This is a genomic window from Paenibacillus sp. FSL R7-0048 (genome assembly GCF_038004505.1).
GTDB classification, from domain to species: Bacteria; Bacillota; Bacilli; order Paenibacillales; family Paenibacillaceae; genus Paenibacillus_AQ; species Paenibacillus_AQ odorifer.
In genome coordinates, this window is the sequence record NZ_JBBORF010000001.1 from 5,259,364 (window position 1) to 5,284,853 (window position 25,490).

The 25,490-nt window shown below is 45.8% G+C and carries 25 protein-coding genes; 4 read left to right on the forward strand and 21 right to left on the reverse strand.

Translation table 11 applies throughout. The features are described 5' to 3' along the window. Positions 1 to 217: 217 nt before the first annotated feature. The 8 genes from NSQ91_RS23430 to NSQ91_RS23465 all read right to left on the reverse strand — a co-directional run bounded on the left by NSQ91_RS23430 (position 218) and on the right by NSQ91_RS23465 (position 11,022). A complete protein-coding gene (locus tag NSQ91_RS23430) occupies positions 218 to 676 on the reverse strand; it encodes a TIGR00366 family protein (protein WP_248549335.1) in 459 nt (152 codons plus the stop codon). An 88-nt stretch (positions 677 to 764) separates the two neighbouring features. Beyond that, positions 765 to 2,723 (reverse strand): carbohydrate-binding protein, encoded by a 1,959-nt coding sequence (locus tag NSQ91_RS23435; RefSeq protein WP_076279257.1) that lies wholly within the window; start codon positions 2,721 to 2,723, stop codon positions 765 to 767. 381 nt (positions 2,724 to 3,104) lie between these two features. Further along, positions 3,105 to 4,115 (reverse strand): glycoside hydrolase family 130 protein, encoded by a 1,011-nt coding sequence (locus NSQ91_RS23440; protein ID WP_143763897.1) that lies wholly within the window; start codon positions 4,113 to 4,115, stop codon positions 3,105 to 3,107. 56 nt (positions 4,116 to 4,171) lie between these two features. After that, positions 4,172 to 5,008, reverse strand: a complete 837-nt coding sequence (locus tag NSQ91_RS23445) for a carbohydrate ABC transporter permease (protein ID WP_036683306.1) — start codon at positions 5,006 to 5,008, stop codon at positions 4,172 to 4,174. 14 nt (positions 5,009 to 5,022) lie between these two features. Then, entirely contained in the window at positions 5,023 to 5,925 is a 903-nt protein-coding gene (locus NSQ91_RS23450) for a carbohydrate ABC transporter permease (RefSeq protein ID WP_076304610.1), read from the reverse strand. A 104-nt stretch (positions 5,926 to 6,029) separates the two neighbouring features. Continuing rightward, positions 6,030 to 7,406: an ABC transporter substrate-binding protein gene (locus tag NSQ91_RS23455; RefSeq protein WP_340920101.1), complete on the reverse strand. Its 1,377-nt coding sequence runs from the start codon at positions 7,404 to 7,406 to the stop codon at positions 6,030 to 6,032. Positions 7,407 to 7,578: 172 nt separating this feature from the next. Further along, positions 7,579 to 9,210 (reverse strand): response regulator, encoded by a 1,632-nt coding sequence (locus NSQ91_RS23460; RefSeq protein WP_340920104.1) that lies wholly within the window; start codon positions 9,208 to 9,210, stop codon positions 7,579 to 7,581. Positions 9,211 to 9,213: 3 nt separating this feature from the next. Beyond that, positions 9,214 to 11,022, reverse strand: a complete 1,809-nt coding sequence (locus NSQ91_RS23465) for a cache domain-containing sensor histidine kinase (RefSeq protein WP_340920106.1) — start codon at positions 11,020 to 11,022, stop codon at positions 9,214 to 9,216. Positions 11,023 to 11,222: 200 nt separating this feature from the next. Here NSQ91_RS23465 and NSQ91_RS23470 point away from each other — a divergent pair, with 200 nt between their 5' ends. Beyond that, the gene (locus tag NSQ91_RS23470) at positions 11,223 to 11,510 is read left to right on the forward strand and encodes a hypothetical protein (protein WP_036683320.1); all 288 of its coding nucleotides are present in this window, start codon (positions 11,223 to 11,225) and stop codon (positions 11,508 to 11,510) included. Positions 11,511 to 11,651: 141 nt separating this feature from the next. Here NSQ91_RS23470 and NSQ91_RS23475 read toward each other — a convergent pair whose 3' ends face one another. The 8 genes from NSQ91_RS23475 to NSQ91_RS23510 form a co-directional block, all read right to left on the reverse strand. Further along, on the reverse strand, positions 11,652 to 11,942 hold the full coding sequence (locus NSQ91_RS23475; protein WP_340920110.1) for a helix-turn-helix domain-containing protein: 291 nt from the start codon (positions 11,940 to 11,942) through the stop codon (positions 11,652 to 11,654). Positions 11,943 to 12,146: 204 nt separating this feature from the next. Further along, a complete protein-coding gene (locus tag NSQ91_RS23480) occupies positions 12,147 to 12,407 on the reverse strand; it encodes a hypothetical protein (protein WP_305953628.1) in 261 nt (86 codons plus the stop codon). A 1-nt stretch (position 12,408) separates the two neighbouring features. After that, positions 12,409 to 12,837 carry a hypothetical protein gene (locus NSQ91_RS23485; RefSeq protein WP_076317111.1) on the reverse strand — a complete coding sequence of 143 codons (429 nt, stop codon included), beginning with the start codon at positions 12,835 to 12,837 and terminating at the stop codon, positions 12,409 to 12,411. A 62-nt stretch (positions 12,838 to 12,899) separates the two neighbouring features. Further along, a complete protein-coding gene (locus NSQ91_RS23490) occupies positions 12,900 to 13,196 on the reverse strand; it encodes a hypothetical protein (protein WP_076191851.1) in 297 nt (98 codons plus the stop codon). Positions 13,197 to 13,322: 126 nt separating this feature from the next. Beyond that, complete coding sequence (locus NSQ91_RS23495) at positions 13,323 to 13,457, reverse strand: hypothetical protein (protein ID WP_256715948.1); 135 nt, start codon at positions 13,455 to 13,457, stop codon at positions 13,323 to 13,325. A 178-nt stretch (positions 13,458 to 13,635) separates the two neighbouring features. Further along, complete coding sequence (locus NSQ91_RS23500; RefSeq protein WP_076191854.1) at positions 13,636 to 14,082, reverse strand: RNA polymerase sigma factor; 447 nt, start codon at positions 14,080 to 14,082, stop codon at positions 13,636 to 13,638. A gap of 224 nt (positions 14,083 to 14,306) precedes the next feature. Continuing rightward, positions 14,307 to 15,431, reverse strand: coding sequence for a M56 family metallopeptidase (locus NSQ91_RS23505; RefSeq protein WP_076191857.1), 1,125 nt, complete (start codon positions 15,429 to 15,431; stop codon positions 14,307 to 14,309). A 1-nt stretch (position 15,432) separates the two neighbouring features. Then, on the reverse strand, positions 15,433 to 15,801 hold the full coding sequence (locus NSQ91_RS23510) for a BlaI/MecI/CopY family transcriptional regulator (protein ID WP_036683325.1): 369 nt from the start codon (positions 15,799 to 15,801) through the stop codon (positions 15,433 to 15,435). A 303-nt stretch (positions 15,802 to 16,104) separates the two neighbouring features. Here NSQ91_RS23510 and NSQ91_RS23515 point away from each other — a divergent pair, with 303 nt between their 5' ends. Further along, positions 16,105 to 16,773, forward strand: a complete 669-nt coding sequence (locus NSQ91_RS23515) for a hypothetical protein (RefSeq protein ID WP_036683328.1) — start codon at positions 16,105 to 16,107, stop codon at positions 16,771 to 16,773. Positions 16,774 to 17,035: 262 nt separating this feature from the next. Here NSQ91_RS23515 and NSQ91_RS23520 read toward each other — a convergent pair whose 3' ends face one another. Then, complete coding sequence (locus NSQ91_RS23520) at positions 17,036 to 18,628, reverse strand: sensor domain-containing diguanylate cyclase (protein ID WP_076191859.1); 1,593 nt, start codon at positions 18,626 to 18,628, stop codon at positions 17,036 to 17,038. A 590-nt stretch (positions 18,629 to 19,218) separates the two neighbouring features. Between NSQ91_RS23520 and NSQ91_RS23525 the strand changes: the two genes are divergently transcribed. Further along, positions 19,219 to 20,412 (forward strand): transposase, encoded by a 1,194-nt coding sequence (locus tag NSQ91_RS23525; protein WP_076191862.1) that lies wholly within the window; start codon positions 19,219 to 19,221, stop codon positions 20,410 to 20,412. A gap of 220 nt (positions 20,413 to 20,632) precedes the next feature. Here the strand turns inward: NSQ91_RS23525 and NSQ91_RS23530 are convergent, their stop codons facing one another. The 3 genes from NSQ91_RS23530 to NSQ91_RS23540 all read right to left on the reverse strand — a co-directional run bounded on the left by NSQ91_RS23530 (position 20,633) and on the right by NSQ91_RS23540 (position 23,776). Beyond that, the gene (locus NSQ91_RS23530) at positions 20,633 to 21,664 is read right to left on the reverse strand and encodes a DUF4238 domain-containing protein (RefSeq protein ID WP_179086284.1); all 1,032 of its coding nucleotides are present in this window, start codon (positions 21,662 to 21,664) and stop codon (positions 20,633 to 20,635) included. Positions 21,665 to 21,837: 173 nt separating this feature from the next. Beyond that, a complete protein-coding gene (locus NSQ91_RS23535; RefSeq protein WP_076191864.1) occupies positions 21,838 to 22,131 on the reverse strand; it encodes a YolD-like family protein in 294 nt (97 codons plus the stop codon). A gap of 1,183 nt (positions 22,132 to 23,314) precedes the next feature. After that, positions 23,315 to 23,776 carry a hypothetical protein gene (locus tag NSQ91_RS23540; RefSeq protein ID WP_179086285.1) on the reverse strand — a complete coding sequence of 154 codons (462 nt, stop codon included), beginning with the start codon at positions 23,774 to 23,776 and terminating at the stop codon, positions 23,315 to 23,317. 266 nt (positions 23,777 to 24,042) lie between these two features. Here NSQ91_RS23540 and NSQ91_RS23545 point away from each other — a divergent pair, with 266 nt between their 5' ends. Beyond that, on the forward strand, positions 24,043 to 24,897 hold the full coding sequence (locus NSQ91_RS23545; protein WP_076191869.1) for an AraC family transcriptional regulator: 855 nt from the start codon (positions 24,043 to 24,045) through the stop codon (positions 24,895 to 24,897). 208 nt (positions 24,898 to 25,105) lie between these two features. On the opposite strand, the gene NSQ91_RS23550 is transcribed toward NSQ91_RS23545, so the two are convergent. After that, a complete protein-coding gene (locus NSQ91_RS23550) occupies positions 25,106 to 25,438 on the reverse strand; it encodes a transposase (RefSeq protein ID WP_081387827.1) in 333 nt (110 codons plus the stop codon). Positions 25,439 to 25,490 lie beyond the last annotated feature (52 nt).

Below are 25,490 nucleotides of genomic sequence, written 5' to 3' on the forward strand. Positions count from 1 at the left end.
AACGGCAGAAACTGACGGATAGGTAAATAACGGATTAAATTCTTAGCATACATTATTTGTGGCCACAAATCAGGAGGAAATATACAACAAAGAGGAGAGTGTGATGTGAGGGGAATAGGATCAATATGTAGAGTCAAAAATCCCAAGGTCAGTATGACCTTGGGATTTTGATTATCTTCTGCGGGAAATCCCGCATGGCTTTGCAATATGTTATCCACTACATGCCCACAGCTGAGGAAACTGCAGCAAAGATTGCCGCCACCAGCCAAAGAATCGGAAACAGCTTGAGTATTACCTTTAACCATTGTCCAAAATTGATCCGGGCGATGGCCAAACCTGCCAGCAGCACACCGCCTGTTGGCGAAATGAGATTCGTTAATCCATTTCCAAATTGGTATGCGGTTACTACCGCTTCGCGGTTAACACCCACAAGATCGCCTAATGGTGCAAGCACAGGCATCGTCAAGGCCGCCTCTCCGGATGAAGAAGGAACCAAGAACGTAATAATATTATGCACGACCAGCATGATGGTGGTGAACAAGTAATTCGGCAAACCCTTAAGCATAGTAGCCAGGCCATTCAAAATGGTATCGATAATCATCCCGTTCTCTGCAACGACGAGGATCCCCCGGGCCAAACCGATGATCACGGCAGCGTAGTGTGAGTTATATTTCATCTTGGCATTAAAAAGGCCTCAATTCGGCGATTCTGCCACAACAATAGCTAGATCCATCTTATTGCAATTAACTCAAACCGTTTCCATTCTATTTGAACTGGAACCAGGTTAAATTTGCAACTGTGGTTGAATCTGACTTAACAAAAGTTACATATACGGTATGGGTCCCTACAGCGGTCCCGGCATTAAGCGGGATATTCTTGACTGACCATGTCTGCCATCCGCCTGTGCTTTCTGCTGTCCAATAACCCAGCATAGTGCCCGTAGGACTGTCCAAGTGGAATTCTATTCTTCCGCCGGAATTAGCGGATGCAACCTTCAAATCAATACTTGTTTTAGCTGTACTACCAAAATCTACATTTTTAAATGCTATATAGTCACCATTACTCCCTCCACCAACATCCAGCCCACCATCAGTGCTTGCCTCATAGGAAATAACACCTGAACTAAGGTTATAGCCTTCCGCTTCAAATTTCAATGTGTTGAATTTTGGAGCTGCAGCATAGCTGTTAGTATCTGTTATTTTCAATTCTGCCAATGTAGTTGCCGCAACTCCACCGACGCGAACATTGTTTAATGTAACTCCGGAGACAGTAGATGTGTCACTCCAACCCTTCATTATTGAAACTTCACCTAAAGCGCGTAAATTTATATTATTATAGACCACATTTTTTATCGGACCGGTTTTCGCAGAAAGATCAAACCATCTGGAGTGAACACCGGATCTTGGCCAGAAGCCTTCTACATCTATATTGTCAAATATGATGTTTTGTGCTGCTGGAGTTCCATAAAGATGACCTACTGCTAAAGCACGCCAGCACCGGTATACATAAGAGTTTTTAACAACTATGCCATCCTGAAGCTGTTTCACTCCATCTCCAACCTTAAATGCTCCACATCTGCTCCAAGCCAAAGCATCATCCACAACTACATTTGACTGGCTTTCAGGACTTCCAGGCCAGTTTGCAGCTATATCCGTAGTTTCTACATCCCATGTCTTAAATGAGTATGTGTCATCCTCCGATACTGCTACAGTGTGCTTTATGAGTACATTCTGGCTCTCTTGAATGTCGATTGCATCATTTTCATAATCAAGTTCATTGTTGTTGAAGTGCTTTGTATTCTGGAATGTTACGTTATTAGATCTTGTAACTATTGTAGCCCAGCCACCGCTGTCTCTTATTGTTATGCCGTCAACCGTGAAGTTGCTGCACTGCAAGGGTACAAGAATATTGTTCAAATAATTGTTTGTATTTCTCATATAATGGCCATTGCCGTCAATAGTCCCCCTGCCGTATATCTTAATATTGTTTGCATTTGTTTCAGTATAAATAAACCATGTTCCATCCTTACCCAGAGAATTCTTATGAAAATGGGTAGTGTAATCGCTTGGATTTCCTGAACCCCTTATAACAGAACCACCCTCCAGATAAACCGAAACATTGCTTTTTAAAACAAGGTTTCCGCACTTATAAACACCGGCTGGAACGTATACTATACCGCCACCTGCTGCGTTAGCCGCATTTATGGCGTTTTGTATTGCAGTTGTAGCCATAGCGGCACCGGTACTGTCGGCACCGTACCCGGTTTTAACATTGTATATACCTGTACCGGATGAAGCCGGAACATTGGTTTCAAGAGCATCTGCCGCAATAACCAGATCTTTCAGGTTGTTGATTTTAACTATAAGATATGTTGGTGATGAAAGTGTAAATGTAAGTGTATTTCCGCTCTTTGTTGCAGTGATTCCCAAAGCTTTGGGAGAAATATTATAGGTATTGATTGTCTCGCTTGCTGTTATTGTGATTGTAGTAGTTCCTGAAAAAGAGAAATTACAATAATTATAGTTTACAAATACCGCCGAAGTGTCGATTACCGGTATATTTGTAGAGTCTGCTGTTACCGTGTATTGACTGGTCGTGGTATAGATCGACGGTAATGGATAGCTTACAATTGTGCCCGCCGCTCTTGCTGTCAAAGGAACGACAGCTAAAAGACTGGCGAGCATACAAACAATTAAACTTAATAGTTTTAACCTTTTTAGCATAAATAAACACCTCTTTCATATCTTCAGAAAATACTCTGTCATCAGTGAATAATGATTTCACCAGTGATGCTCTATTACTCTTTTCATAAAGTCGTCATATTCCTGTTCAGCTTCGGAAGTGGCAGAGTAATACTAACCTTTTCTGCATCAGCAAAGTTTCCTTTTAAAATACGGCCCCGGTTTTGTTCACCTTGTGCAGGATTTCTGCGTTGGTCGCTACTACTGAGCTGTATTGTTGCATTTTATGCACAATCTCCCCACGGTCACTGCTATTGATTTAGCATTGTTGCACTTCATGCACAATCTCCGCGTAAGCCGCTCCAATCATTGCACATGGCCCTACTGTTACTCCGCATTTCCGCCCTCAGCCTGCTTCCAATCTTATCTATGCTCCGGCTCCAGACAGAGCCGGAGCAGATCGTCCACATGGGCCGTTGCCAGACATTCCACCGTATCCGCAGAGCCGTAATAGATCTTGACCTCGCCGTCATCCTCCAGAATCATCCCTCCCGGAAAAATCACATGATTGCGGAAGCCCCCGCCAATCTCATAGTCTGTCTCCGGTGCCAGCAGCGGCTGCCTGCTCATGCCGATCACCTTGCGGGGGTCCTCCAGATCCAGCAGCATAATTCCGGCGGTATAGCGCTTCTTCCAGGTGTCCTCCCAACCTTGCTTGCCTCTGGCCGGGTCCACATCCACCGCATGGAAGGTGGTCAGCCAGCCCTTATCCGTCCGGACCGGAGGTGCGGCCGGGCCAACCTTGTCATTGGCAAACGGCACCTGCTCGACGGCGAGCAGTAGGCTGGAGTTGCCCCAATGCTTCAGGTCCGGTGACTCGGAGATCCAGGCATCGAAGCGGTCCCGGCCGCCGCGGCTGTATACCGTGAAGGGACGCTCCAGCCGGACATACTTGCCGCCGATCAACTCGGGAAACAGTACCATATTGCGCAGGTCCGGTGTAGACAGGCTGAGCACCTCGAAGTGTTCCAGATCATCGGTAACGGCAATTCCGCCGCGGATGCCATGGTGCGTATCCACGGCAAAACACATATAACAACGGCCGCCGATCACGGTCAGGCGCGGGTCGTAGGCGCGGATAATTTCCTCGTCATGAATTTTGAACACTGGCTTCGGGCCGGCGGTCCAGCTCAGCCCGTCGTCACTGTAAGCAATGCCGAGATCCGTGGTGTGGTGCGGCTCAAGCGTCTGATCTACCAGTGAGCCGTAATCATTACGGAAGATCATCACATACTTGCCGTTAAATTTCGTTACACCGGCATTGAATACCAGTGCGGTGGGGTAAGGAACCTTCGTTGCATCCAGCACAGGATTGCCCGGATACCGCCGGATGAACGGGGCAGATTGCAGAATTGCCGGAGCGTGTTGAGTCATGGGGTGTACCTCCTTGAATGTTAAATATGGAATATGGGTTGCGCAGGGCCGGACCGCTACCCTTTGAGGGAACCGGCTGTCATCTGCATGAAGGATTTGTTGGCGAACAGATAGGCTACGAGAATCGGCAGAATGGACAAGCAGGCGCCTGCCATCATATAGTGGGTCTGGGAAGCGGCCGAAATCCCGTATTTCAGGTTCGCCAGCCCGACAGTCAGCGTCTGCAGCTCCGGCTTCGTCATCGTGAACACGAGTGGCAGCAGATATTCATTCCACGCGCCGCGGAAGGTGAACAGCGCACCTACGCCGAGTCCAGGTCCGAGCAGCGGCAGAATAATCCGCCAGAAGGTGCGGCCGGGGGAGCTGCCGTCCATCAGCGCCGCCTCATCCAGCTCACGGGGAATCCCCTTCATGAAGCTGGACAGAATGAAGAAGATCGAAGCATGGGCGGAGATCAGAATCAATATGACCCCCCACAGGCTGCTGTGCAGATGAAGCTTGACCATCAGATCAAACTGCGGACGCAGCACGACCGCCCCTACTGCCACGAACATAGTGAAGGATTGCAGGCCGATATACAGTTTCTTGCCTGCAAAATCCATCCGGTCCACCACATAAGCCGCCATGGATGATACCAGCAGCGTGCCAACCACCGCCGCCAGAGAGACAATCAGGCTGTTCAGCGTATATCTGGAGAAATTCGCCTGCGCCCAGGCTTCGGCATAGTTCGAGAAGTGCCAGCTATCCGGCAGGAAGGTGGCTCCCGCAGTCAGTTCGGCATTTGTCTTGAAGGAGCCGAGAATGGTGATAACAACCGGAATCAGGGTGATAAAAGCAAATGCCAGCAAAAAAATCCACAGGATGATATTGCCCAGTATGGTTCTTATTCTCATAATAGCCTCTCTCCTCAATCGGTCTGATTCATACGTCTGGATGCGTAGAAATAAATGAGCGATATGATCCCGACGATGACCGCAGACACGAAGGCGACCGCACTGCCGTATCCGAACTCTTGGACCTGGACCGCCGCGCTGCCTCCGCCGACAGGGAAAAATAATTTGTACAAATACAGGAACATCACCTCTGTCTTGCCTACAGGACCGCCTTCGGTCAGCACCAAAATGCTCTCGTATCCCTTCAAAGCTGTAATGATCGCCAGCATAATGACCATCTGCATGACAGGCCCGAGCATCGGCAGGGTGACATAGCGGAACTGCTGGAGTCTGCCTGCTCCGTCCAGGGAAGAGGCTTCATAAACATCCTCCGGGATATTCTGCAGACCGGCGAGGAAGAGCAGCATGTAATTGCCGACCGCCCCCCAAGCCGCAACCAAAATGACGGTGAGCATGGCATATTTCGGCCCCAGCCAGTCCACACCGGAATCGGAAAGGCCCGAACGGATCAGGAACTGGTTGAGAATCCCGTTATACGAGTTAAAGATCGTGAAGAAGACTACGGCCATTACGGCGGTACTGATGACGGTCGGCATGAAGAAAATCCCCCGCAGCAGCTGTCTGCCCCGCAGCCCCCGATTCAATATGGAGGCCAGCAGCAGAGCCAGCGGAATAGTGATCAGCAGCTTGCCGCCTGCATAGACAAACGTGTTCACCACCGAATCCCAGAACTGGGTATCCTTCAGGATGCGGCTGAAATTGGCCAGCCCGGTAAACCGGGCCGTTCCGAACCCTTTGTAATCATAGAACATATAGCGGAACGCCCAGGCAATCGGATAAATCCCGAGGACCAACGTGAGCAAGGCACTTGGAAAGATAAAGCTGTATGAAAATAAGGCTTGTTTTGTTTTGTTCATCTGGTTTCTTCCGGCTCCTCTCCCTTGCGGCCAGAGCAGAGGGATGGGAAAGCTGCTTCCTCATCCCTCTGCTTTGGCCTATATCTCTATTCCTGACCTTCCATCTACTTGGCGAACTTGCCGCCCAATGCGGCGGGGTCAAAGCCGGCATCCGGCTCGGCCTTCACGCCATCATTCGCAATCACGCTGTCCAGTGCAGTGTTATAGCGTTTGTTCAGATCGGCGATAATTGCCTTCAGATCGCCGCCGTTCAGCATATACTTGAAGAAGGCGTCATCCGATTTCATCCCTTCCGGTGCTACAGACGGATAGACCGGCCACACTCCATCGTGCTTGTTCGGCAGGAAGCCTTCAATGCCGTTCACATCCGGTGTCTTGGCTACTGCGCTGACGGATGGAACCATGGAGATGCCAAAGCCTTTTTCCTGATAATCCGTCAGCACCTGATCGCCGTACATGAACTCCATGAACTTCCAGGCTGCTCCTTTGTGCTCCGACTTCGAGCTCAGCGCCAGCCACTGGCCCCCGAGGAAGCCCGAAGCCCCCTTCACGGTGCCGTCGATGGTCGGAACCGGAGCGGCTGCCCAGTCAATCTTGGCCGGGAACTGATTCTTGTAGACGCCCGGCTCCGAGGAGTAGGACATATACATTCCGATTTTGCCCTCTGCAAACTGCGCCCGCAGCGGATCAATATCCAGCGATTCCACACCCGGCAGCATGCTGCCGTTGTCCCGGATCTGCTTAAAGGCATTGATGATCGACTCGAAGCCGCTGAAATCGTAGCGGGCCGTCTTGAAATCATACCCGAAACCGCCGTAGCCGCTCATCTCCGCAATCACCCGCGCCGAACGCGCAAACGCGCTTCCGGGGCTTTTGAAGTTCTGGGCGAAGCCGTAAGCGCCGTCCGCTTTACCGGCTTCCGTCAATTTTTTGGCGGTATCCACCAGCTCCTGCAGGGTAGCTGGCGGATGCTCAACGCCTGCTTTGGCGAACAGATCCTTGTTGTATACTAGACGCATGGTTGTTCCATAATTCGGCAGACTGTAACGCTTGCCGTCAAATTCATTCAGATCCGGCATGACCGGGAATTTCGTCTTCAGCTCATCGGTGAGGAACTCGTCAATGGGAGCGAGAAAGCCTTTTTTGTAGAAGGTCTGGATGGTATTCTCCTTCACCCGGATTACATCCGGCGCATCGGAGGTCTGGAAGGACAGATCGAGTGCGGTATCGAAGTCGTCGCCCTTGACGACCAGCTCCACCTCAATCCCGTCAGTATTGGTTGCGTTGAACTCGGCTACCTTGTCCTTCACGAAATCCGCATCATGACGGTCGCCGGTCCAGTAGCTGATTTTGGTCTTGTCCCCCGAGCCGCCTGTCTTCCCGTCTCCCTTACCTTCTGCAGCATTGCCACCGTTGCCGCAGGCTGTCAGGCCAAGTGCCAGGACCAGGCTCAGAGATGTTATTAGCATACGCTTCATCATTGGTAGTTCCCCCTTATATATCCCTGTTGTATTCGCTTACAACCTGATTATAGACGGATTGGCGCATCCGGATAAGGCGGGTAAGCCCACTTTAAGGGCAGATTTCTGCAGGAGCTTTATACAGTGAAGGGAGGCCACCTCCGCCCTGCGGACATGCCTCCCCTGCGCATTTTTATTCTTTTCCAAGATAATGCAGTTTGAACTCGGACGGGGTCATTCCGGTATATTTCTTGAACACCTCGCTGAAATAGCGCCTGTGCTCATACCCGAGATCCTGGGCGATCTCCTGAACCTGCCGGCCGCTGATCAGCATCGCCTTGGCCTTCTCCATCTTCTCGTGCATCACATACTGCTGAAACGAAATCCCCTGCACCTTCTTGAACAGGTTGGAGAAATACCCCTGGCTGAGGTTAATCTGCTTCGCCACCTGCTCCAGCGACAGCCCCGTATCCAGATGGCTATCGATATAAGCGGCAGCCTGGCGGATAATCCGCGTGGACTCCAGGGAACGGGCCTCCGTAACCAGCGCACAGGCCTCCCGGCACAGCCCGGACAGCAGGTCCCGGATATCCTGCAGGGAAGGATGCACCCGGTTCTTCAAGACGGCAATCCTGTGCTCCAGCGGCTCCACCTGCCCGTAGGGGAACTGCTCCAGCAGGACCCGGCAGATCCTGTAGCCCAGCTCATAGCCGACGCTTTCCACATAACGCGGCTCAGGCAAAAGCCCGCTGTCCAGCAGCTCCGCGAATAGTTGATCGAGCATCTGCAGGCTTTTGGCAGAATTGCCGGAACGCAGGGCGAACAGTAACTCCTGCTCAACGGCGGCGGAGTAGCTGTGAAGTGCGAGCGGTTTATTCTCAATATTGCTGTAAATGTAGACCCCGTTTCCTCCGGTGTAGAAATGATAACCCAGCGCGCTAATCGCCTGCCTGTACGCTACACCCAGCTCCTGGATCGCCGCTACGCCCAGCCCCACGCCAATGGAAAGCGTATGCCTGGAGAATCGGCTTACATTCGTGCAGCAGGTCTCCGTAACCAGCGCCGCCGTATCCGGGTCCGAGCCGTTCATGATGCAGACGTACCGGTCTGTCGCCTCCCGGATAATGACGCTGCGGGTCCAGGCGGAAATCGTCTCTTCGAGAATATTATGCAGGCTGAACCGCAGCAGCTCGACCTCCTGCACAGGCTGGCCGCTCAGCTTCTCCGTGAAATGATCGATTTCGGCGACAAATACGAAGAAATCATGCTGGTCCAGAGGGATATCGAGATAGGCCCAACGGGAACGTGCATCCGATTCTGTCGTCTGGTGGTGCAGCAGGAAGATGAGATATTCCTGGCGGAGAATAGGTAGACTTTCTCTAATTTTGGCCTCCATCACAGCAAGTCTGGTGGTCTCCTGACGCTCCTCCCGGCACAACTCCCTGGCCTTCAGCACAGCCTGCACAATCTCGTCCAGGGAAAAGGGCTTCTTGACGAAATCAAGCGCCCCTAGTCGGATAGCTTCCTGGGCATAAGAAAACTCCGAGTAGGCGCTGAGGATAATAATCTTGCAGTCCGGCAGTTCCTCCAGAATCGCCCGGGTCATCTGCAGACCGTCCATTCTTGGCATCCGGATATCAGTCAGCACAATGTCCGGCCGGGTCTCGCGGATAATCTGCAGCCCCGCTTCACCGTCCAGCGCTGTACCGACTACCTCAATACCGTGCTCCTGCCATGGCGGCTTGCTCGAGACCATCTCCACCACACTTTTAATATCGTCGATTACACATAATTTGAACTTTTCCAGCTCCAGCTTCCGGTCCATCCTTCATCTCTCCTCTTCTGAGGGAATCCACAGATCCGTCCATGATCCCTTACTTGGTTCGCCGCCCACATCCATACGGGCTTCGTCCCCGTAATACAGCGCCAGCCGGTGCCTGATGTTGAACAGGGCATAACCTTTCCTCGACTGCGGAGCACTGAGCATCCCCTGCTTGACCCGTACAGCATCAAGTCCCCGTCCATTGTCGGTAATGCAAATATGCAGCAGCCCCTGCTCCCGGCTGACCGTGATGTCTATCCTGCCTCCTATAGTCCGGTCGCTGAATCCATGCTGGATGCTGTTCTCCACCACCGGCTGCAGGATAATCTTGGGCATCAGACAGGTAAGCAGTGCCTCATCCTCTACCGTCACCGTGTATTCGAACAGACCTTCATAGCATTTCTGCTGAATAGCGAAATACTGCCGCACGTGGGACAGCTCATCCGCAAGGGTAATCAGATCCTTGCCGCCGCTGAGCCCGATCTGGAACATCTGCGACAACGACAGGATCATCTCATTTACATCGTCATTCTCCCCCATGACCGATTTGCAATAGATGGTATTGAGTGTATTGTACAGAAAGTGCGGCTCCATCTGGGCCGTAAGCGCGCGGATCTCTGCATGCCGCTTGTCCTCCTCCTTGGTCTTCACATCCGCGATCAGCGTCTTAATCTCTGACATCATCCGGTTGAACTGAAAGCCGACCTGGGCAACCTCGTCCTCATAACGGCTCTCATACACCACGCTGAGCTGGTTCTCTTCGACTCTGCGCATCAGCCGCCGCAGCTTGAACAGGGGCTTCAGCAGCACAGATGTCAGCTGGTTGGAGATCAGCCAGGTGGCCAGCAGGAAAACAACGATGACATAGAGGGTAATGCGCTGCACCCGCTGCAGCTTGCCCAGCAGCTGGTCCCGCGACTGCATGCCGGAGATGATCCAGTCGGGTGATACCGCTGAGCTTGTATAATTAACCAGATACTCCTTGCCGCCATAGCTGTAGTAGTGGTCCTGCGGATCGGCCGCTTTCCCGGCTTCGGCAAGCACCAGCTTCCAGGGGAACCTGCCCCGGAACGGCCAGCGGGACTCCACCACCGCCTCTCCTTCCCCGCTCACCAGATAATAATTTCTCCCTGCTTGTTCTCCGCCTGTATTCAGCAGCTCATCTATCCGGCTCTCCCTGATATTGACCACAATAAATACATTGCTGATCGGCGTGTAAGGGTATTCATAAATCCCCCGGACTACGAAGGAGACCACCCGCTGGCTGCCCGTGAACAACCGGTCATAATGTCCTTTGGCCCAGTAGCCGCCCGGCCGCTCCTTGCTCAGATCATATAATTCCGAGCCGTAGAACGAGTTGTCCTGCGCCCGGATCTGCGTAGTGGAATAGAAATCGCCAATCGGGGTAACGATCAGCACGTTTTCGATGATCGGCTGATTGAACGTTACCTGGGAGAGCACATATTGCAGATCCGACAGATGGACATAGTAATTCGACACATCATGGCTGAACACATCGAGCATCATCTTGCGGTACGCATCGCTCAGCATCAGGGACTGCACAGACAGCGCCACATCATTCAGGCGGGAATCCAGCAGCTGTGCCGTCTTGCTTACGGTCTCCCGGCTGCCGGCGTAGGCATTATCCTCGATCTCCTGCGCGGCAATCCAATACGAGAAGCTGCCCATTGCACCGATGGACAGCGTAATCAGCACGATGAACGAGAACAGAATCCTCTGTTTGATGGATATCCGGTAATACCTGCCGGCGATCTGCTGCCGGATCTTACGGCCATAGGCTGTGAATGTATTCATAGTTCCCCCTTCTTGAGCATGTATCTCCCTATGTTTGTATGTTCTTGTCACTTGTACCATATGGCTGCTCCAGTCCGGTGTCAAGACAGGGCATGATTATTTAGCGGATTCCGTCCCTTATTATCAATAGGCAGGGGGCCCTCCGCATAACATGGTGCGGATTCACTAATCATGGCTCAAGTTGACGGGAAGCTGCGCGATTGAGTAATTATGCTTGTGACGGTCAGTCCATTCCGTTTGATGCCTTTCTGCGGCAAATGTTGAACGATCCAACAGTAGCAGAGCTCACTGATTTTGTTGCCTCATACGTAAAAAATAATACAATTAGCCAAACTGACGGTTTCAAGGGCGATTCTATGAAGCATGAAACAGAGATGGGGGGAACGTTGAGCGAAGTCCTGCCCCAACTGAATACTGGCGGCAACGCAGTGTTCACTTATTATGGCGGCGGGCAATCTGGTCTGCTTCATGTGGTATTCCATGTATAGGTCTGGTAACAATATACTGCTTCCATTTGCTGCTTCGACATCTGGATGTGAAGATGTAAAACTACGTCAAAATTTCAATTTTACGTTTTTATTTCCGCTTGATCATCTTTACAGTAAATCACGCTTAATTTTTGCGATCTGTCACAGTTCTAGCTGTTCTCTAGGGTTAAGCCCCTTAACAGTCTGCAATAACTCCACTACTGTACCACTTAATTCACCAAAAGTTGAATGCTTCTTCCCGGTTAAAAGCCATTCATAAGAACAACCGAACTCAGAGCAAATTGAGAAAACCGTCTCTATTGCCGGCTTACCTTTTCCAGATTCCAAATCACTAAGGCTGCCTTGAGAAACACCGATTTTATTAGCTAAATCCGTTTGATTAAGATTATGTATTTTTCGTAGTTGTTTAATATTTGCCCCAATAGTGTTCATTTAACCGCCTCCACACTACGATTTGTGCCAACAATTGATCCACGAGCTTTTGAACCTAAAATCAGTTTTAGCCATTTAGAGTATCTTTAATAATACTCAAGGAAAACCATTAAAAAAGCCCTGATAAATCAAGGGTTTCTTGACCATCAGGACTAAGATACTTGTGCCAAAAATCGTTACAAACGCAACAAGATAAATTACAACTCACACGTAGATAAATTCTCCGCAACCTTTAACAAAATTCTCGGCAATTTCCTTTTGACTCATCCGGGTGACAATCCCTGAAAAAATACCAAGTGCAAAGAAAAGCGCTCCGATCTCAGTCATATACCAGCCTTTGCTCAGTATTCCCCAGACAATAAGTCCCAAGGTAAAGATGAAGCCGCCAATAATTAATTTATCCCGATTCGAGAAACTTACTTCTATCCCATCGTTCTCCTTGATGAAGCGTTGGCGGTTTAGAATATCATTTTGGAATACCGCTGAAAATCACCATGGCTATCGGAATCAGTAATATCCCTTTACTTTTGAGTCTTCCGGCTAAAGCCATCAGTGCCCGGTCAATCGCCCCCGTCTGCAGAATAATTCTAAAAGCTCCCCCTACAATCAGGACGAAGGCGACGACATCAGCAGCATTGATGATTCCCTCCAACGGCGCACTGGCAATTTGGGCAAATCCTTGTCTCAAATCCCCTTGCTCACTGATTTTAGGAACGGTATGATAGGTTCCCGGGATGATGGCTGTTCTCGAGGAACCATCCACCAGCACTTCCTGGCGGTCAAATTGGCCGCTCGGGACAATCCAGGTTAATCCGGCAATAGCCACGATAATCAGAAAAATCAATGTATAACTATGAGGAAGGGACCATTTTATTTTAAGTTTAACCGTTTCCATTTCTACCCATCGTAATCGGAACATTGGCCTCAAGCATGGACTTGTAATTATAAAACCGGCTTTCATTTTCTTTTCCGGCCACAGCAGCCATATAAGCATCCAAGCGCGAAATGGACCTGCAACGGCAGCTCTCCCGCTGCTTCCAGCTCTTCAAGGACCGGCAGCAAACCGCTATGCCTGTCAAAGCCTATATCTTTTATCGAAGTTACACCCCGCTTAGCAAGCATTCGGACAAAGTCCAAAAACTCTTGTCTGACTAATTCCTGATCCTGCATCATGTCATGAAGGAGACGGGCGCGTGATTCCGCGCTGCATTGGTTAGGGAGAAACTGATACTTATCCTGGGCAAGCTTGTTCATCCAACAATAGCTTTTCGTCAAATTAATGGCGATTACAGCCCTGTCAGTAAAAGCTTCGTCTAATAAGCTTTGCCCCGGAAGCTCGCCCCAACACTCTTCACTCCACCCGTAAGCGTATACATTTTGCTATAAGGTTTTTTTTGCCTCTTGTTTTAGCAACTCTAAAGCCTCTTGGATTGTAGCGACATTCGTCAGATCCACTCCACGGTGCATGGACATGTAACCGGTAAAAAATACATGGTTATCATGTACACCAGGCATAATGAACGCATCCTTCAGATGATGAACAAATGTTACCGGTCCTATCCATTTCTCTGCTTATTAAGCAGCTCCACGATAGCCGTAACCTCTCCTGCATAACAAGGTTGAATACAATACTTGCTGCGCCACTGTTTTTTTGCGCCAGAACACTTATATTATTTTCATGATTGCTGGCTGGTTAAACTATGTTTTTCAAAACTTTTTTTAACTTCTTCTTTACTCGCTGAACCCGTTTTTTACAGGCCTCTACAGAAATCCCAATTTCATTAGCCGCCTCCATCATTGAATACTTCTCCAGAGTAATTTTTTTAAGTAATTTATAGTCTTCAATATTGGTTAAGTCAGAAAATATAAAGTCAACATCAAGTACGTCACTATCCTCAAAGATAACGTTTTCATCTATTTCGAATGAAGTTACTACTATATTTTTAAGGTATGCCCGACTGCGAACTTTGTTTTTAATAACATTCTTTAATGTATTAAATAGCCAGCCTTTCGGATTGGAACAAAATAGAAATTTGTCGGCTTTAGCACATGCGATTCTAAATGTGTCCTGAACGGCTTCTTCGGCCAGTGTGCGGTCATTCAACTTGCTTTGTGCATATGCCAACAATGAACTATACATTTCCGTATAATACTTTTATGGTGCGACGTTGATTATCATTTAGCACCGCCTTCTCACCACCATTTCCTTTTTATGAAATACAATCTACTTTAGTTATAATTTTATATAAACATATAAATATTGGTATTTCAATACTACCCTATAAACAGATAATAGGAACACTTTTTCAAAAAAAATTAAAAATAAAAAAGCAACCCTCTAAAAGGTTGCCTTCTTCCTATTCATCATTTATATCCTAGGTTATTTGCATAGCGGCGCAATAGCTCTTTGAGGCGTGTTACCTCATTAACAATTTCACTATCGCTATCAATATTGTCATTTCTGTCATACGACGAAGTAACAACTTCGGTAGTAGTAGATGCTTGAGGTTCATCTGCGTTAGCTGAAACGGTTAACGCGGACCCTATCCATATAATTGCTATCAGCGCCACACAAAGGAATAGAACACCATTTTTCTTCTCTTTTAGGTCCATGATTGAAGAAATGCGATTTTTCAAACCTTTTTTCCCTCCATAAAAATTACTTGATAATGCTGTTTGGAGCTTCGCCCCATTCCTCGCAACAGTAATAATGATTTCCCCATATTGTATTCGCCGTTGATGATCTGCGTTTTGTAAAACCAATGCGTCACAAGAGATTTCACATTGTTCCGCTGCCGCTTTTGCCATAAGATAGACAACTGGATTGAACCAATGAAACGAGGTTGCAATCAAGATCATGGCCTTGCACCAGAGGTCATGCCGTTTAAGATGAATCAACTCATGCTTTAGAATTAGATACACTTCATCATCTGATAGTTTCACTCGCGGCAGTAAAATGACAGGCTGTATAAAGCCAATGAACATAGGACTTGTAACGCTTTCACATACGCATAAACCTATATGCTTTTTAATCCCGAGTTCCGACCTTACACTGTCTAAAATCCCTTGAACCTTCGCATCGGTTACAGGATCACTCCAACGACGTACCGTCTTCATAAAACGACTATGCCGTAGAGCATGATACAGTATTATGATTACAATACCGCACCCCCAAATCGCTGTAAGCACCCACCATAAAGAGATTGTTGCCCAAGCATCCCCCCTATCCCCAAAGTCCATTAAGGGGACAGTACGGATTATGGATGGAACAAGCGTTGCAGGAAGATCCGGCATGGTCACAGGGAGAACTAATAGGTCAATCTGTGGACGAAAGGGGAATATCCAGCCTACCGCAAGCAGCAGCCAAACCCTATAATTCCACTTTGCGACATATCGTTTGGATATAAAGGGCTGTATTGCCGCGTACACAAGCGTCAGCAATGACATAGATACAGAGCATTGGAGCACGGTAACTAAAAATCCCTGCATATCACTCCCTCTTATCTTTCAGCCAATTTTCCAATTGATCGAGGTCACTGTCCTTTACTTTGTTACTAGCATATAGCGTAGCAACCAAGCTAACGAATGAATTCGCATGAAAACGCTCCATAAAGTCGCCTGTTTCAAATTTCAGGTACTCCTCTTTGTTAATTAAAGGGAAATAAGTGCGCTCTTTTCCCTTTTTTTCAGTTCGAATAAAGCCACGCTCAACCAACCGTAACATAAGAGAAATGACCGTTTGCGCTTTCCATTTCCTATCATTTCCAAGCTGTTGCATAATAACATTAGTCGTTATAGGTGAATCATTGGCCCACACAACTTTCATGATATCAAACTCTGCATCTGGCAATTTTCTCATTATTTCTATTAATCAACTCCTTTAAGACAACTGTCTACAATGATATTCTACATTTGTCTTGAATTCATGTCAAATCTATAAAATAGAAATATTTTATCCTATTTATCACCCACAAAAACAATATTGGGATATTTTTGAAAATCTTTGTCCCCAATTCGATACATTAAGACATATATATTATGAAGAAGCATTTTCATAGTTTAACACTAATGAAACGGAGGCAATTCCGATGAACAATTAACGAATACTTTCACGTTGAACGAAAAACCAAATTCCCAATTTTAGAATGGAGGCTACTAATTAATGAAAAAGAAATCTCTCTTTGTTTTCTCGGCCCTGGCTCTCCTCCTCCTCCTCACTCCAAGCTTTGCGCTTGCAAGTAATCAGCAGAACTACTTCGCTTCCCTGTCGGAAGAGAAGCTCGCTTATCAGGATGTTGACGCAGCTCCTACGGAATGGAAAGACGACATCTTGAATGCAAGGAATTCTATAATATACAGTACTTCTTGGACTGTTGATGGTCAGGTTGGCTATGAGTTGCCCGATGGAATGTTAGTAGAACTTCCAGAATTTTCGGACCTTTTTCCAGGTTGGGATGTTCCTAAATTGAAAGAAGATGTACGAAAAGAACAGTTAACTAAGCCTCAAACTTATGATTTTCATACCCTAGCCGCGAATTATGTTGGGTTTGTCTACTTATTTGAACCCTCAAATTCTGGAGCGTCACTACCGTTTTACACCTTTTATTCCAGCGCTAATAGAGTCACAATGATAGGTGATTCTTTACCAGGGACAAGCTATAATGCCGGTTTCACAAATCTTAACACTGGTTCGGATGTAGGTTATGCAAATAACTTACCGCAAGGTGGAAAACTATATCTCACTAAACTGAATTCAAACACTGCATATGGGGCTCGGGCTAGCACGTACAGCACAACAGGATATGCGCAAATGAGCGTAGTTGACGGCTAAACTCATCATCTGATTCTGTAGTGTCGGGTAGATGTTTGAAACGTAGATTGATATGTATGGGTAATCAAGGACTGCTTGTTCATTGAGGTTATTCGCTTTCTTCTAATTGATAGACTGTTTAATGCTTCTTCCATTATTGCTATTGCTGCCTTTTTAACTTTTGTTAAACGTATAGCCATTGACAAAACCTCCTTCTACTTCATCTGATTTAGTCAGATATAGCAAAGGAGGTTTATATGCTTCTATATTTCGAGCCATTGTTTCAAACATCAGCGACCATAGTCTGGTTTCTTCCCCTGCTCTTGGCCAAGTATAACGCCTGATCCGCCTTCTCCAGCAGCCCCTCCCGCTCCAATGTATGAAAAGGATAATGGGCGATTCCTAGAGAGATTGTAACCTGTGTCTCGATTGGCCCCCTGCTTTGTTCCATTGCCCGCCGGACTCTTTCAGCTATGATGAAAGCTTCCTCAGGTCTTGTGTGGGCTAGCAAGATGATGAACTCTTCACCGCCGTAGCGGTAGCAAACATCGTCTGGACGAACCGAGGTAACTATAACTTTGGCTACATGTTTCAGCACTTCGTCGCCGATGAGATGACCGTAAGTGTCGTTCACGAGTTTGAATTTGTCTACATCCAGTACAATGAGCGAAAACGGTTGTCCTGAGTCAATCCACTGACTCATCGTATACTCTAACGATCTCCGGTTCATTAAACCGGTCAGAGCATCCGTCGTAGCCTCTTGGGTCAGTTGATCCGTCTGCTTCTGAATATCCGTCACGGCAAGCAACACAGCCTTGGTCAGCAGATCTGCCTCTCGGCTCCATTGCGGCTTCGCTTCTGGCAATTCAATCTTCTCCTTGCCCATCCTGCTCACCAGATTTGCCAGGTACACAAAAGGCCGGGCCAGCTTGCGTGCTACGAGAATGACGCCCATCAGGAGGATAATGAACGGAAACAACGAATACCAGAGAATGGTCCGAAGGTGCCCCATCAGTTGATGATGGATGACACTAATCGGCGAAACGACCACAATTCCCCATCCGTTGGCTGGAACGCTGGAGTATCCGGCAAGCATTTCAACGTCACGGGTGTTACGCACTTGCTGTTCCCCACTCTCCCCATTCATGAGTTTCTGCACAACCTTGTTATTGCTGACATCCTCCCCAATGAGCTGCTTATCCGGGTGGTACAACAGATGCCCGCTGGAATCCACAATATAATAATAGGAGCCAGAATCGTCCACGTTATTGTCGCCAAAAATCATAGACAAAATATTGTTCTCCTGCAGATAAAATGTGCCGCTCAAAATACCGCGATATGTACCATTCTTGCTAAAAATCGGCTGACTCATAAAAACGATTAGTCTATTGGTGGTTTGGGTCATGTAGGGGGAGGATATGTAAGGTTTTTTTAACGCCAGAGCTTCCAAACCGACCTTAGAAGTAATATGGTTTCCTACTGACCCCAAACTAGCCGGTACTACATTGCGGATCAGCCCGTCGGCATCGAGCACGGCGATAGAATTGAAGTAATTGCTACTATTGCGCATCAGTTCCAAATTATCATCCACTTGCTTCGGCGTTGAGGTTTCGTCATCGGAGAGTGTGTCAGCACTGTATTCCAAACTGCTGCGCATGGACTGAAATAAGGAATCCATTGTTTTGGTCATTCGGTCAGCGTTGTAGTAATTCAGATGGAGTGTAGTCTCCATCAAGGACTGTTTTTTGGACTCGTAAGAGCCAATCAGAAGGATGCTTGAGGTTAGTAGAACCACCAGCGTAACCAAGCCCGTAAGCAGCGATGTAAGACTGAGCTTTTTACTTTGACCCGGGTCGGCTCTTCTCAGTGTAAGCAAACTTTAACCCTCCTTGGTTCTTGAAAACTAGATTAATCAATAATACAACAAATTAAGATGTTATTCGACAGTAATCAATGGGCTCGGATCTCTCATTTCACTGTACGTACCGTTTGATATACGGCGGTTCATGAAATCTTACATATTAAAAAACTCCCTCCAGAGCTTGTGATTAGACAAGCTCTGAAAAGGAGTGTTATTACCCTGAGTCCTGTGTGTTTGAATGTGATTCCCAGATATACAGAACCTTTTTTGTGTTCCACACTCTCTGCGTTCAGATATTTGGATATGCAGCCATGTTAGCAAAAATGTTAGCAGAAAAATATGAGCAGAGCCTTACGATCCTGCTCATTTCACTTCCAAAGACGGTAAGGGGACAATCTATGGACCCTACCCATTCGTTATAAGGAAGATTTCAGATTCGCAAGGGAAATGCGGAAGAAAATTAAGCAGGGCATGTATTTGAGCATTTTGCATTAATCTAAGTCCTTGCTACACAAAGGAATTTTGGATATAAAAAAGGACTTCACCCCAACTTGGAGAAGTTTTTTGGTGACGAAACCAAAACACTCAAGAGGAGGAAGCCCCCTTTGTATATTCTCCAAGAAAGTCTATTTTCCTTTGAAGAGCTTCAAAAAATGGATTCCAAAGAACGTCTTCCCATCTTTTTCAGCGCTCTCGACCTGCGTCCTTATGCGAGAGAATTGAGAAAACCTTCACCCCGAGGAGCGGAGGGGCACTGTCGGCAAGGCATTCTTCGTGCCTTACTCGCGGCTCCCTTGGAGAACATCGATACGTTCACTGGCCTCGCACGCAGACTGGAGTTTGACCTTCGTTTCCGTTACCAATGTGGACTTCGGCTAGACATCCCTGCCCCTTCGATTTCCACTCTAAGCCGGGTTTTTACCGAGTTGACTCAGAAAAGCCTTGCCCAGCAGTTGTTTGAGGATCTTGTGACTCAGTGCCAAGAAGCTGGAATCATCGACGGCACTCATGTCGCCATCGACAGCGCATCCATTCACGCTTACGAGAAAAAAGAACCCAAGCGAAAAAGCGAGCTCACTGGCAATGCCAACTGGGGTGCAAAGTTTGACACCTTCGGCAATAAAATCAAGTGGTTTGGCTATAAGCTGCATCTGGCCGTCGATGCCAAAAGTGAACTTCCGATGGCACTGAAGGTAACCCCTGCCCATGTGAACGACGGAGACGAAGGGCCTGCACTCACGACGCTGGCTGCTGCAAAATCCAAAGTGAAATTCTTCATGCTGGATGCGGGCTACGACCAAATGAAAAACTACGAGGGAGCCCGGAACGTCAAGGCACAAGCCATTATTCCGCTGAATCCACGGAATGAAAAGGAACCGCCAGCAGGAATTACGCGCAAAGGTACGCCCTGTTGTTCGATGGGCTTTCCCATGACGTATTGGGGGCAAGAGAAGACATCTTTGAAATTCCGTTGTCCACATGCGACAGGACATGTGAATTGTCCTTTAGGCATGGCCGCTTGTTCGTCCTCTAATTATGGAATGGTGGTCAAAGTTGACAGCCAAACGGATCTTAGACGTTACGCTCTACCGCATCGAGAAAGCCGAGGCTGGAAGGAGCTTTACAATAAACGGACCAGTGTAGAACGCTGTAATTCTCGAATGAAGACCTATTTAACCGCAGACCAGCTCCATGTCTGGGGGATTCAAAAGGTAACAACCCACCAATATTTAAATGCGATTGTGTTACTTGCTGCTGCACTTGCCATTGCGAAGCAACGAGTCCAAAACGCCGCTTAAAATTTATGATTCTCCGAAATTCTGCCCGTCTGACCATTTATAACCGAAATCACAAAACGGGGCTTTGGAAGTGGTTAGACTACGACCTTAGAATCGAAAATTGAATTATGCAAAATGCTCAAATAGGTATAAGATCATAAAACTCAACGCTTAATTAAAAGATCAGAACCATAAACTTACGCCTATCAATAAAAGTATACTTGATTTCACTTTTCTCAACTCAAAATGAAAATATACTTTCTTCAACTTGCGCACGTGGATGTACTCCGATTTTAAATACTAGATTTTTATCATTAATAGTTCTCCATATTCGTTTGACTTCCACATAATATTCAAAACAGCATAGCTTAAACTTTTTATTACTCCCACAACCACAATAGTCATTTCTGCCCAAATTATTGAAGTCTCTAAAATGCATAGGATCAGTAAAAAGCTCCCAAGCTCTCTTCTCCTTCTCATAAAAGAAGACTTCATTTTTTAGTGTTGATCCACTTACTTTGCCAGAGTTGTGGCCAATATAAATTGCAGAAGGAGATCGCCATTCAAAATAAGGTAGGGCCTCTTGAAGTGTACTCTTTTCTTTCCCAACACATTTTTTATAGGAATTATTTATGATAACTTTGTTAATTTCGAGTACTTGTTCGTCAGTAAGATAATTTATGGATTGAGGTCGAATATATTCTGGTTTATGTCCATGATAGAAAATTGCATAATACTCATTGGAAAGAGGTACTAATATTAGAACCTCAATAAGTCCTAAATGTCTATTACTAATATCAGAGAATCTACTTTTAATTCTTAATGCAGCTGTAGAGATGTACTGATCGCTGATTAAGAAATTCCCAGATTTGCTTCTAATAATAGCAAAATCATAATATTTTCTGATAGTTTCGCTAAGATTGTTTATGTAATTCGTATTCGATAATTTGTTAAGCATCGTTGAAATCCGATTCTCTTTACTTGTAGTCTCATGTTCAAATTCATACAATAACGCACCACTTCGATAGTAATAAATTATTATTGCATTAAGGTAGGAACGGATATACTCTTCAACACTACTTAATTTCCCCTCACCACAATCAACCTGCCTTAGTAAACGTAATACTTCAACAATAGCTGGCCCAAAGTCATCCTCAATTTTTTGAAAAAAGTTTTCTATTGCGTTGGTCGCTAATTGTGAATGCTCATTTGTAAAGCGTTCTGACATAGAATTTCGATAAGGGATTTGGTACGGATCGGCATTTTTTTTCAACCAACACTTCAGAAACTTTACCCTTATCAGCAAAATGTTTAAGAACATTCTGTGGAATATAATGTTGATTTTTCACTATTTCACCCATTTAATCACCTACCATTAATGTCAAATCATCATCTTCAGTTGCTTCAACTACAATTCTATATCAACCCAAAATTACAAACTAAGGCCTAGCCCTTCGATTCAATTACGTTTAAGATATCCTCTATTTTTATCCATTCTGATTGATCTCCAATAGTTCTCAATTCAATTCGTTGTAACTGATAATCTACAGTCATTACGATACCGTGTAGCACTCTATCATAATTAGGATAAAATACTTTTAACCATAATGGACTATGATCTTCAATAGACTTATTTATGGCACTTTTTATCACTAGTAATTGAACCCTAGTAAGTTTAGGTTTTGTACGTAATATAATATTTTCTTTATCCAATAAATCCCCATCTATTTTTCTTTTCATCTATTATCCTCCTGATAATTTGTACAGTAAGTCTAGCAAACACCTATAAAAGAACATTTGTTTGTATTATATATATGCGAACATCTTTTATCAATGATTAACTTAGTATCACTTGCATATATTGCTCAGTGGTGGCGTTATAAATTTATTAAATGATAACTTACATCAGTAGTAGCTAAGTACTCTCGAAATGGCTAAAATGAATTTTGATTACACAAAAACAAAGACTGTAACTCACAACGAGTATACAGTCTTTGTCTTAGCAGCAAGCTCGGCCTGCTGGGTAATTCTACCCCAAGCTTCTTAAGTACCGTACCATTCCATTACATTCATGGCGATCATCTTTTTGACTTTGATTAAGATTAATGGCATTCGCAAACGCTATACATATGACTGGTATTCCTTTCCAACCTTTAGTCTTCCTCCTGCAAGCATTTGTAGTGCACAGAATGAGGAGAAAATAGCAGAAATATTAATAGCATCAGGCTTCTGTTGTTCTACTTGAAAGGTAATTTATAACAAAAAATAGTGAAATATTCCGTTTAAACGGAATATCTCACCTATTGAATTATTGGTTAATATCTATATTTTGGACCGTAAAACATGTACCTACTGCATATTGATTCCTCTATCGAAGCCCTTAGGGGTAACTTGATAATTCACATTAGATTTAACAGTTAACGCTATCAAGATCTCTTATCAGAATAAAAACATCCCCACGATGGAGACTTCTCATTCTCGCAAGGCCAGTTGGCATTGGCAAGCGTTTCCGTTCTAACTTCGCCGCTTCCGGCTATAACAATCCAATCCCCCTCTTGGAGACATTGCCAAGCAGTACATCTCCTGCAGTAAATACATGAGATTTCTCAATATCTTTAATGAGAAGCATCACGGAAGCTCCGCCTTTAGCCACATTGATAGTATCCGGATTTAACTGCTGAATTAAGTCCTTAGTCCTCGAAATTCAGGAGGTCTTTAACCTCCAGCTTATCCAACTTGTTTATGATCCAAGTGATACATAATTATTATATATATTGCTTAATAGATCGATCTTTTGAACTTATATCTGGGATGTTTTGTCATCAAGTGATATAGCATAGCTGGCGGATATCAGAATCGTACTGCAAAGAAACGTCCAGATCAGCAACCCTAGTAAAACCCACATTTTATCTCCTCCTTCACTCTATTGTTTCTCTGTTCCCCACTGATGGTGGCCGAGCAATTGTTGACCAAGTTCAGTAAGAAAAGCCGGGGGATGTTGCCCCTCGAGATATTGCTGCTCCCGCTGTTTGATCAAGGCATGATTGTTCTCTTGAGCCGGAATATACCTTAGGGGGAACCAATCTCTATCCGTATAACTCGTAATCCGCAATCGCCGCTGGTCAATAATAATTAAATCAGCCAGGTTGGCTTCAAGAGCTAAAATTCGATTTCCATCTTGCATGTTAATACTGCTTCCGTCTATATTAACGGACAAGAGTCTAGGATACCCGTCGATTTCGCACTGCAAAACTCCACCCAGATAGCGGGAGTATTCAAGATAACGGCAAATGCCGAATATATCCGTGGCATAGACCGGATGTCCCAGATATACTGATGATGATTCAAGGAACCCGTCAATGGCTGACTCTCCATTTGTCTCCACGCTTCAAAACGCAACACGTAGAAAAACGGAACTGCTTTTCGCATGTGCACGTATCCTTTCTCTTCCCAGGTATGGCGAACCGCGCCGTGGTCAAGTATCAATATGTCACCACATCCATTCGCTTAAAATCTCTTCTTATCCTCATATCAATTTTACAAATGAACCGAACGGGGAACAATAAAGGTTGTTGTTGTCTTTCGGTAAAATATGATATATCTTGTCATTATAATGTCATCCAATCAATAATGTTTGAAAGTAGGTGTCTTATGCGCGAGAGCAACGACTTATTATTAACCCATACTTCTTTCGCCTACAACAGCAAGCTGATTTACGCTGGTAAGTTAAGCGACAACCCGGAGTGGAAATTTGCGCTTCATAAGCATGAAGATTTGCATGAAGTTATTTTTATTGAAGGCGGAATCGGTTCGTTTGTGATTGATGGTAAGGCCTATACTGCAAAAAAAGGGGATGTATTGATTTATAATCGGGGGATTTTGCATGAGGAGCAGTCTGATCCAGACAAACCATTGTTTACCTATTACTGCGGATTTCGCTTCAACTCTCCTATTGCCGAACAACGTGATTGGGTCATTCAACCCGACCGAGAACCAGTCATTCGTTCGAACCATTATTCAAATGAGCTGTCCTTGCTGATGAAGACATTATTTGGCGAGTTTTCGCTGCGAAATAGTGGTTATGAACAGATCTCTCAGCATTTATTAGAAGCTATCCTGCTCCTGCTTGAACGCATGCTTCTTTTGCAGCATCATACTACAAAGGAAGGGAAATCCCCGCTTGCCAATCAAATCAAAGAATATTTAGACACTAATTACAGACGCAAGCTAAGCCTTATGGACCTGGCACAATTTTTTCATATCGACTCCTATTATCTGGTTCACATATACAAGAACAATTTCGGAATCTCACCGATCAACTACTTAATTCAGCGCCGTATGGGAGAAGCCATGAGACTATTGGCCAGTACCAACAAGAAGGTATGGGAGATCGCCAAAATGGTTGGATACGACAACCCCAATTATTTCTCCATTCTGTTTACCCGTGTAATCGGTGAATCCCCCCGCAAATTCCGAGAGAGGAACCAGAAGGATCTGTATAATTAATGATTCAACTTCAGGAGTTCATTTTTCTAAACAAAACCTTTCTTATTACAGGGTGAACTAAAGATCCAACCTTCAGTTGATAGAAACGGACGTTCTTGTTCTTCTTAGTTTTGGTGGGGGCATTTTCGAGAATTCAAGGTATGAGTTGCTGGAGTGGGGTCTGAAAAACCAGAATCACTAGCCTCATCTGCGAAGAAAAAAAGAGCCTCTATGTATGTATAGACCTCGGAACCGGAGGGTCACAATATCTTATTTGTTTTAATAGATTCTTAACTCCCTTGTATAAAGGGGAGGGGTACTGCCCTCGACGAGCTGCGAGCGTTGGGAGTCTAAGCTTGTTCGCTGTCATGTACACCATCGCAATCAAGTTTTGGACATTACGGTAGTCCCGCGTTTTTCTCTTTACCGCTTGGATGAGCCCGTTAATAACTTCAAGGAAGCCATTCGTCATTCGACTATGAAACCATCGTAAGATGCATTCTTCGTGTCGCTTCAAGGTAAGCGTCAAACCTAGCCCACCTGTAAACCTGACGCCAGTCATGAGATCATAGGCATATCTTAAATCAAGGTTTTGGATAACTCCATCATAGGTT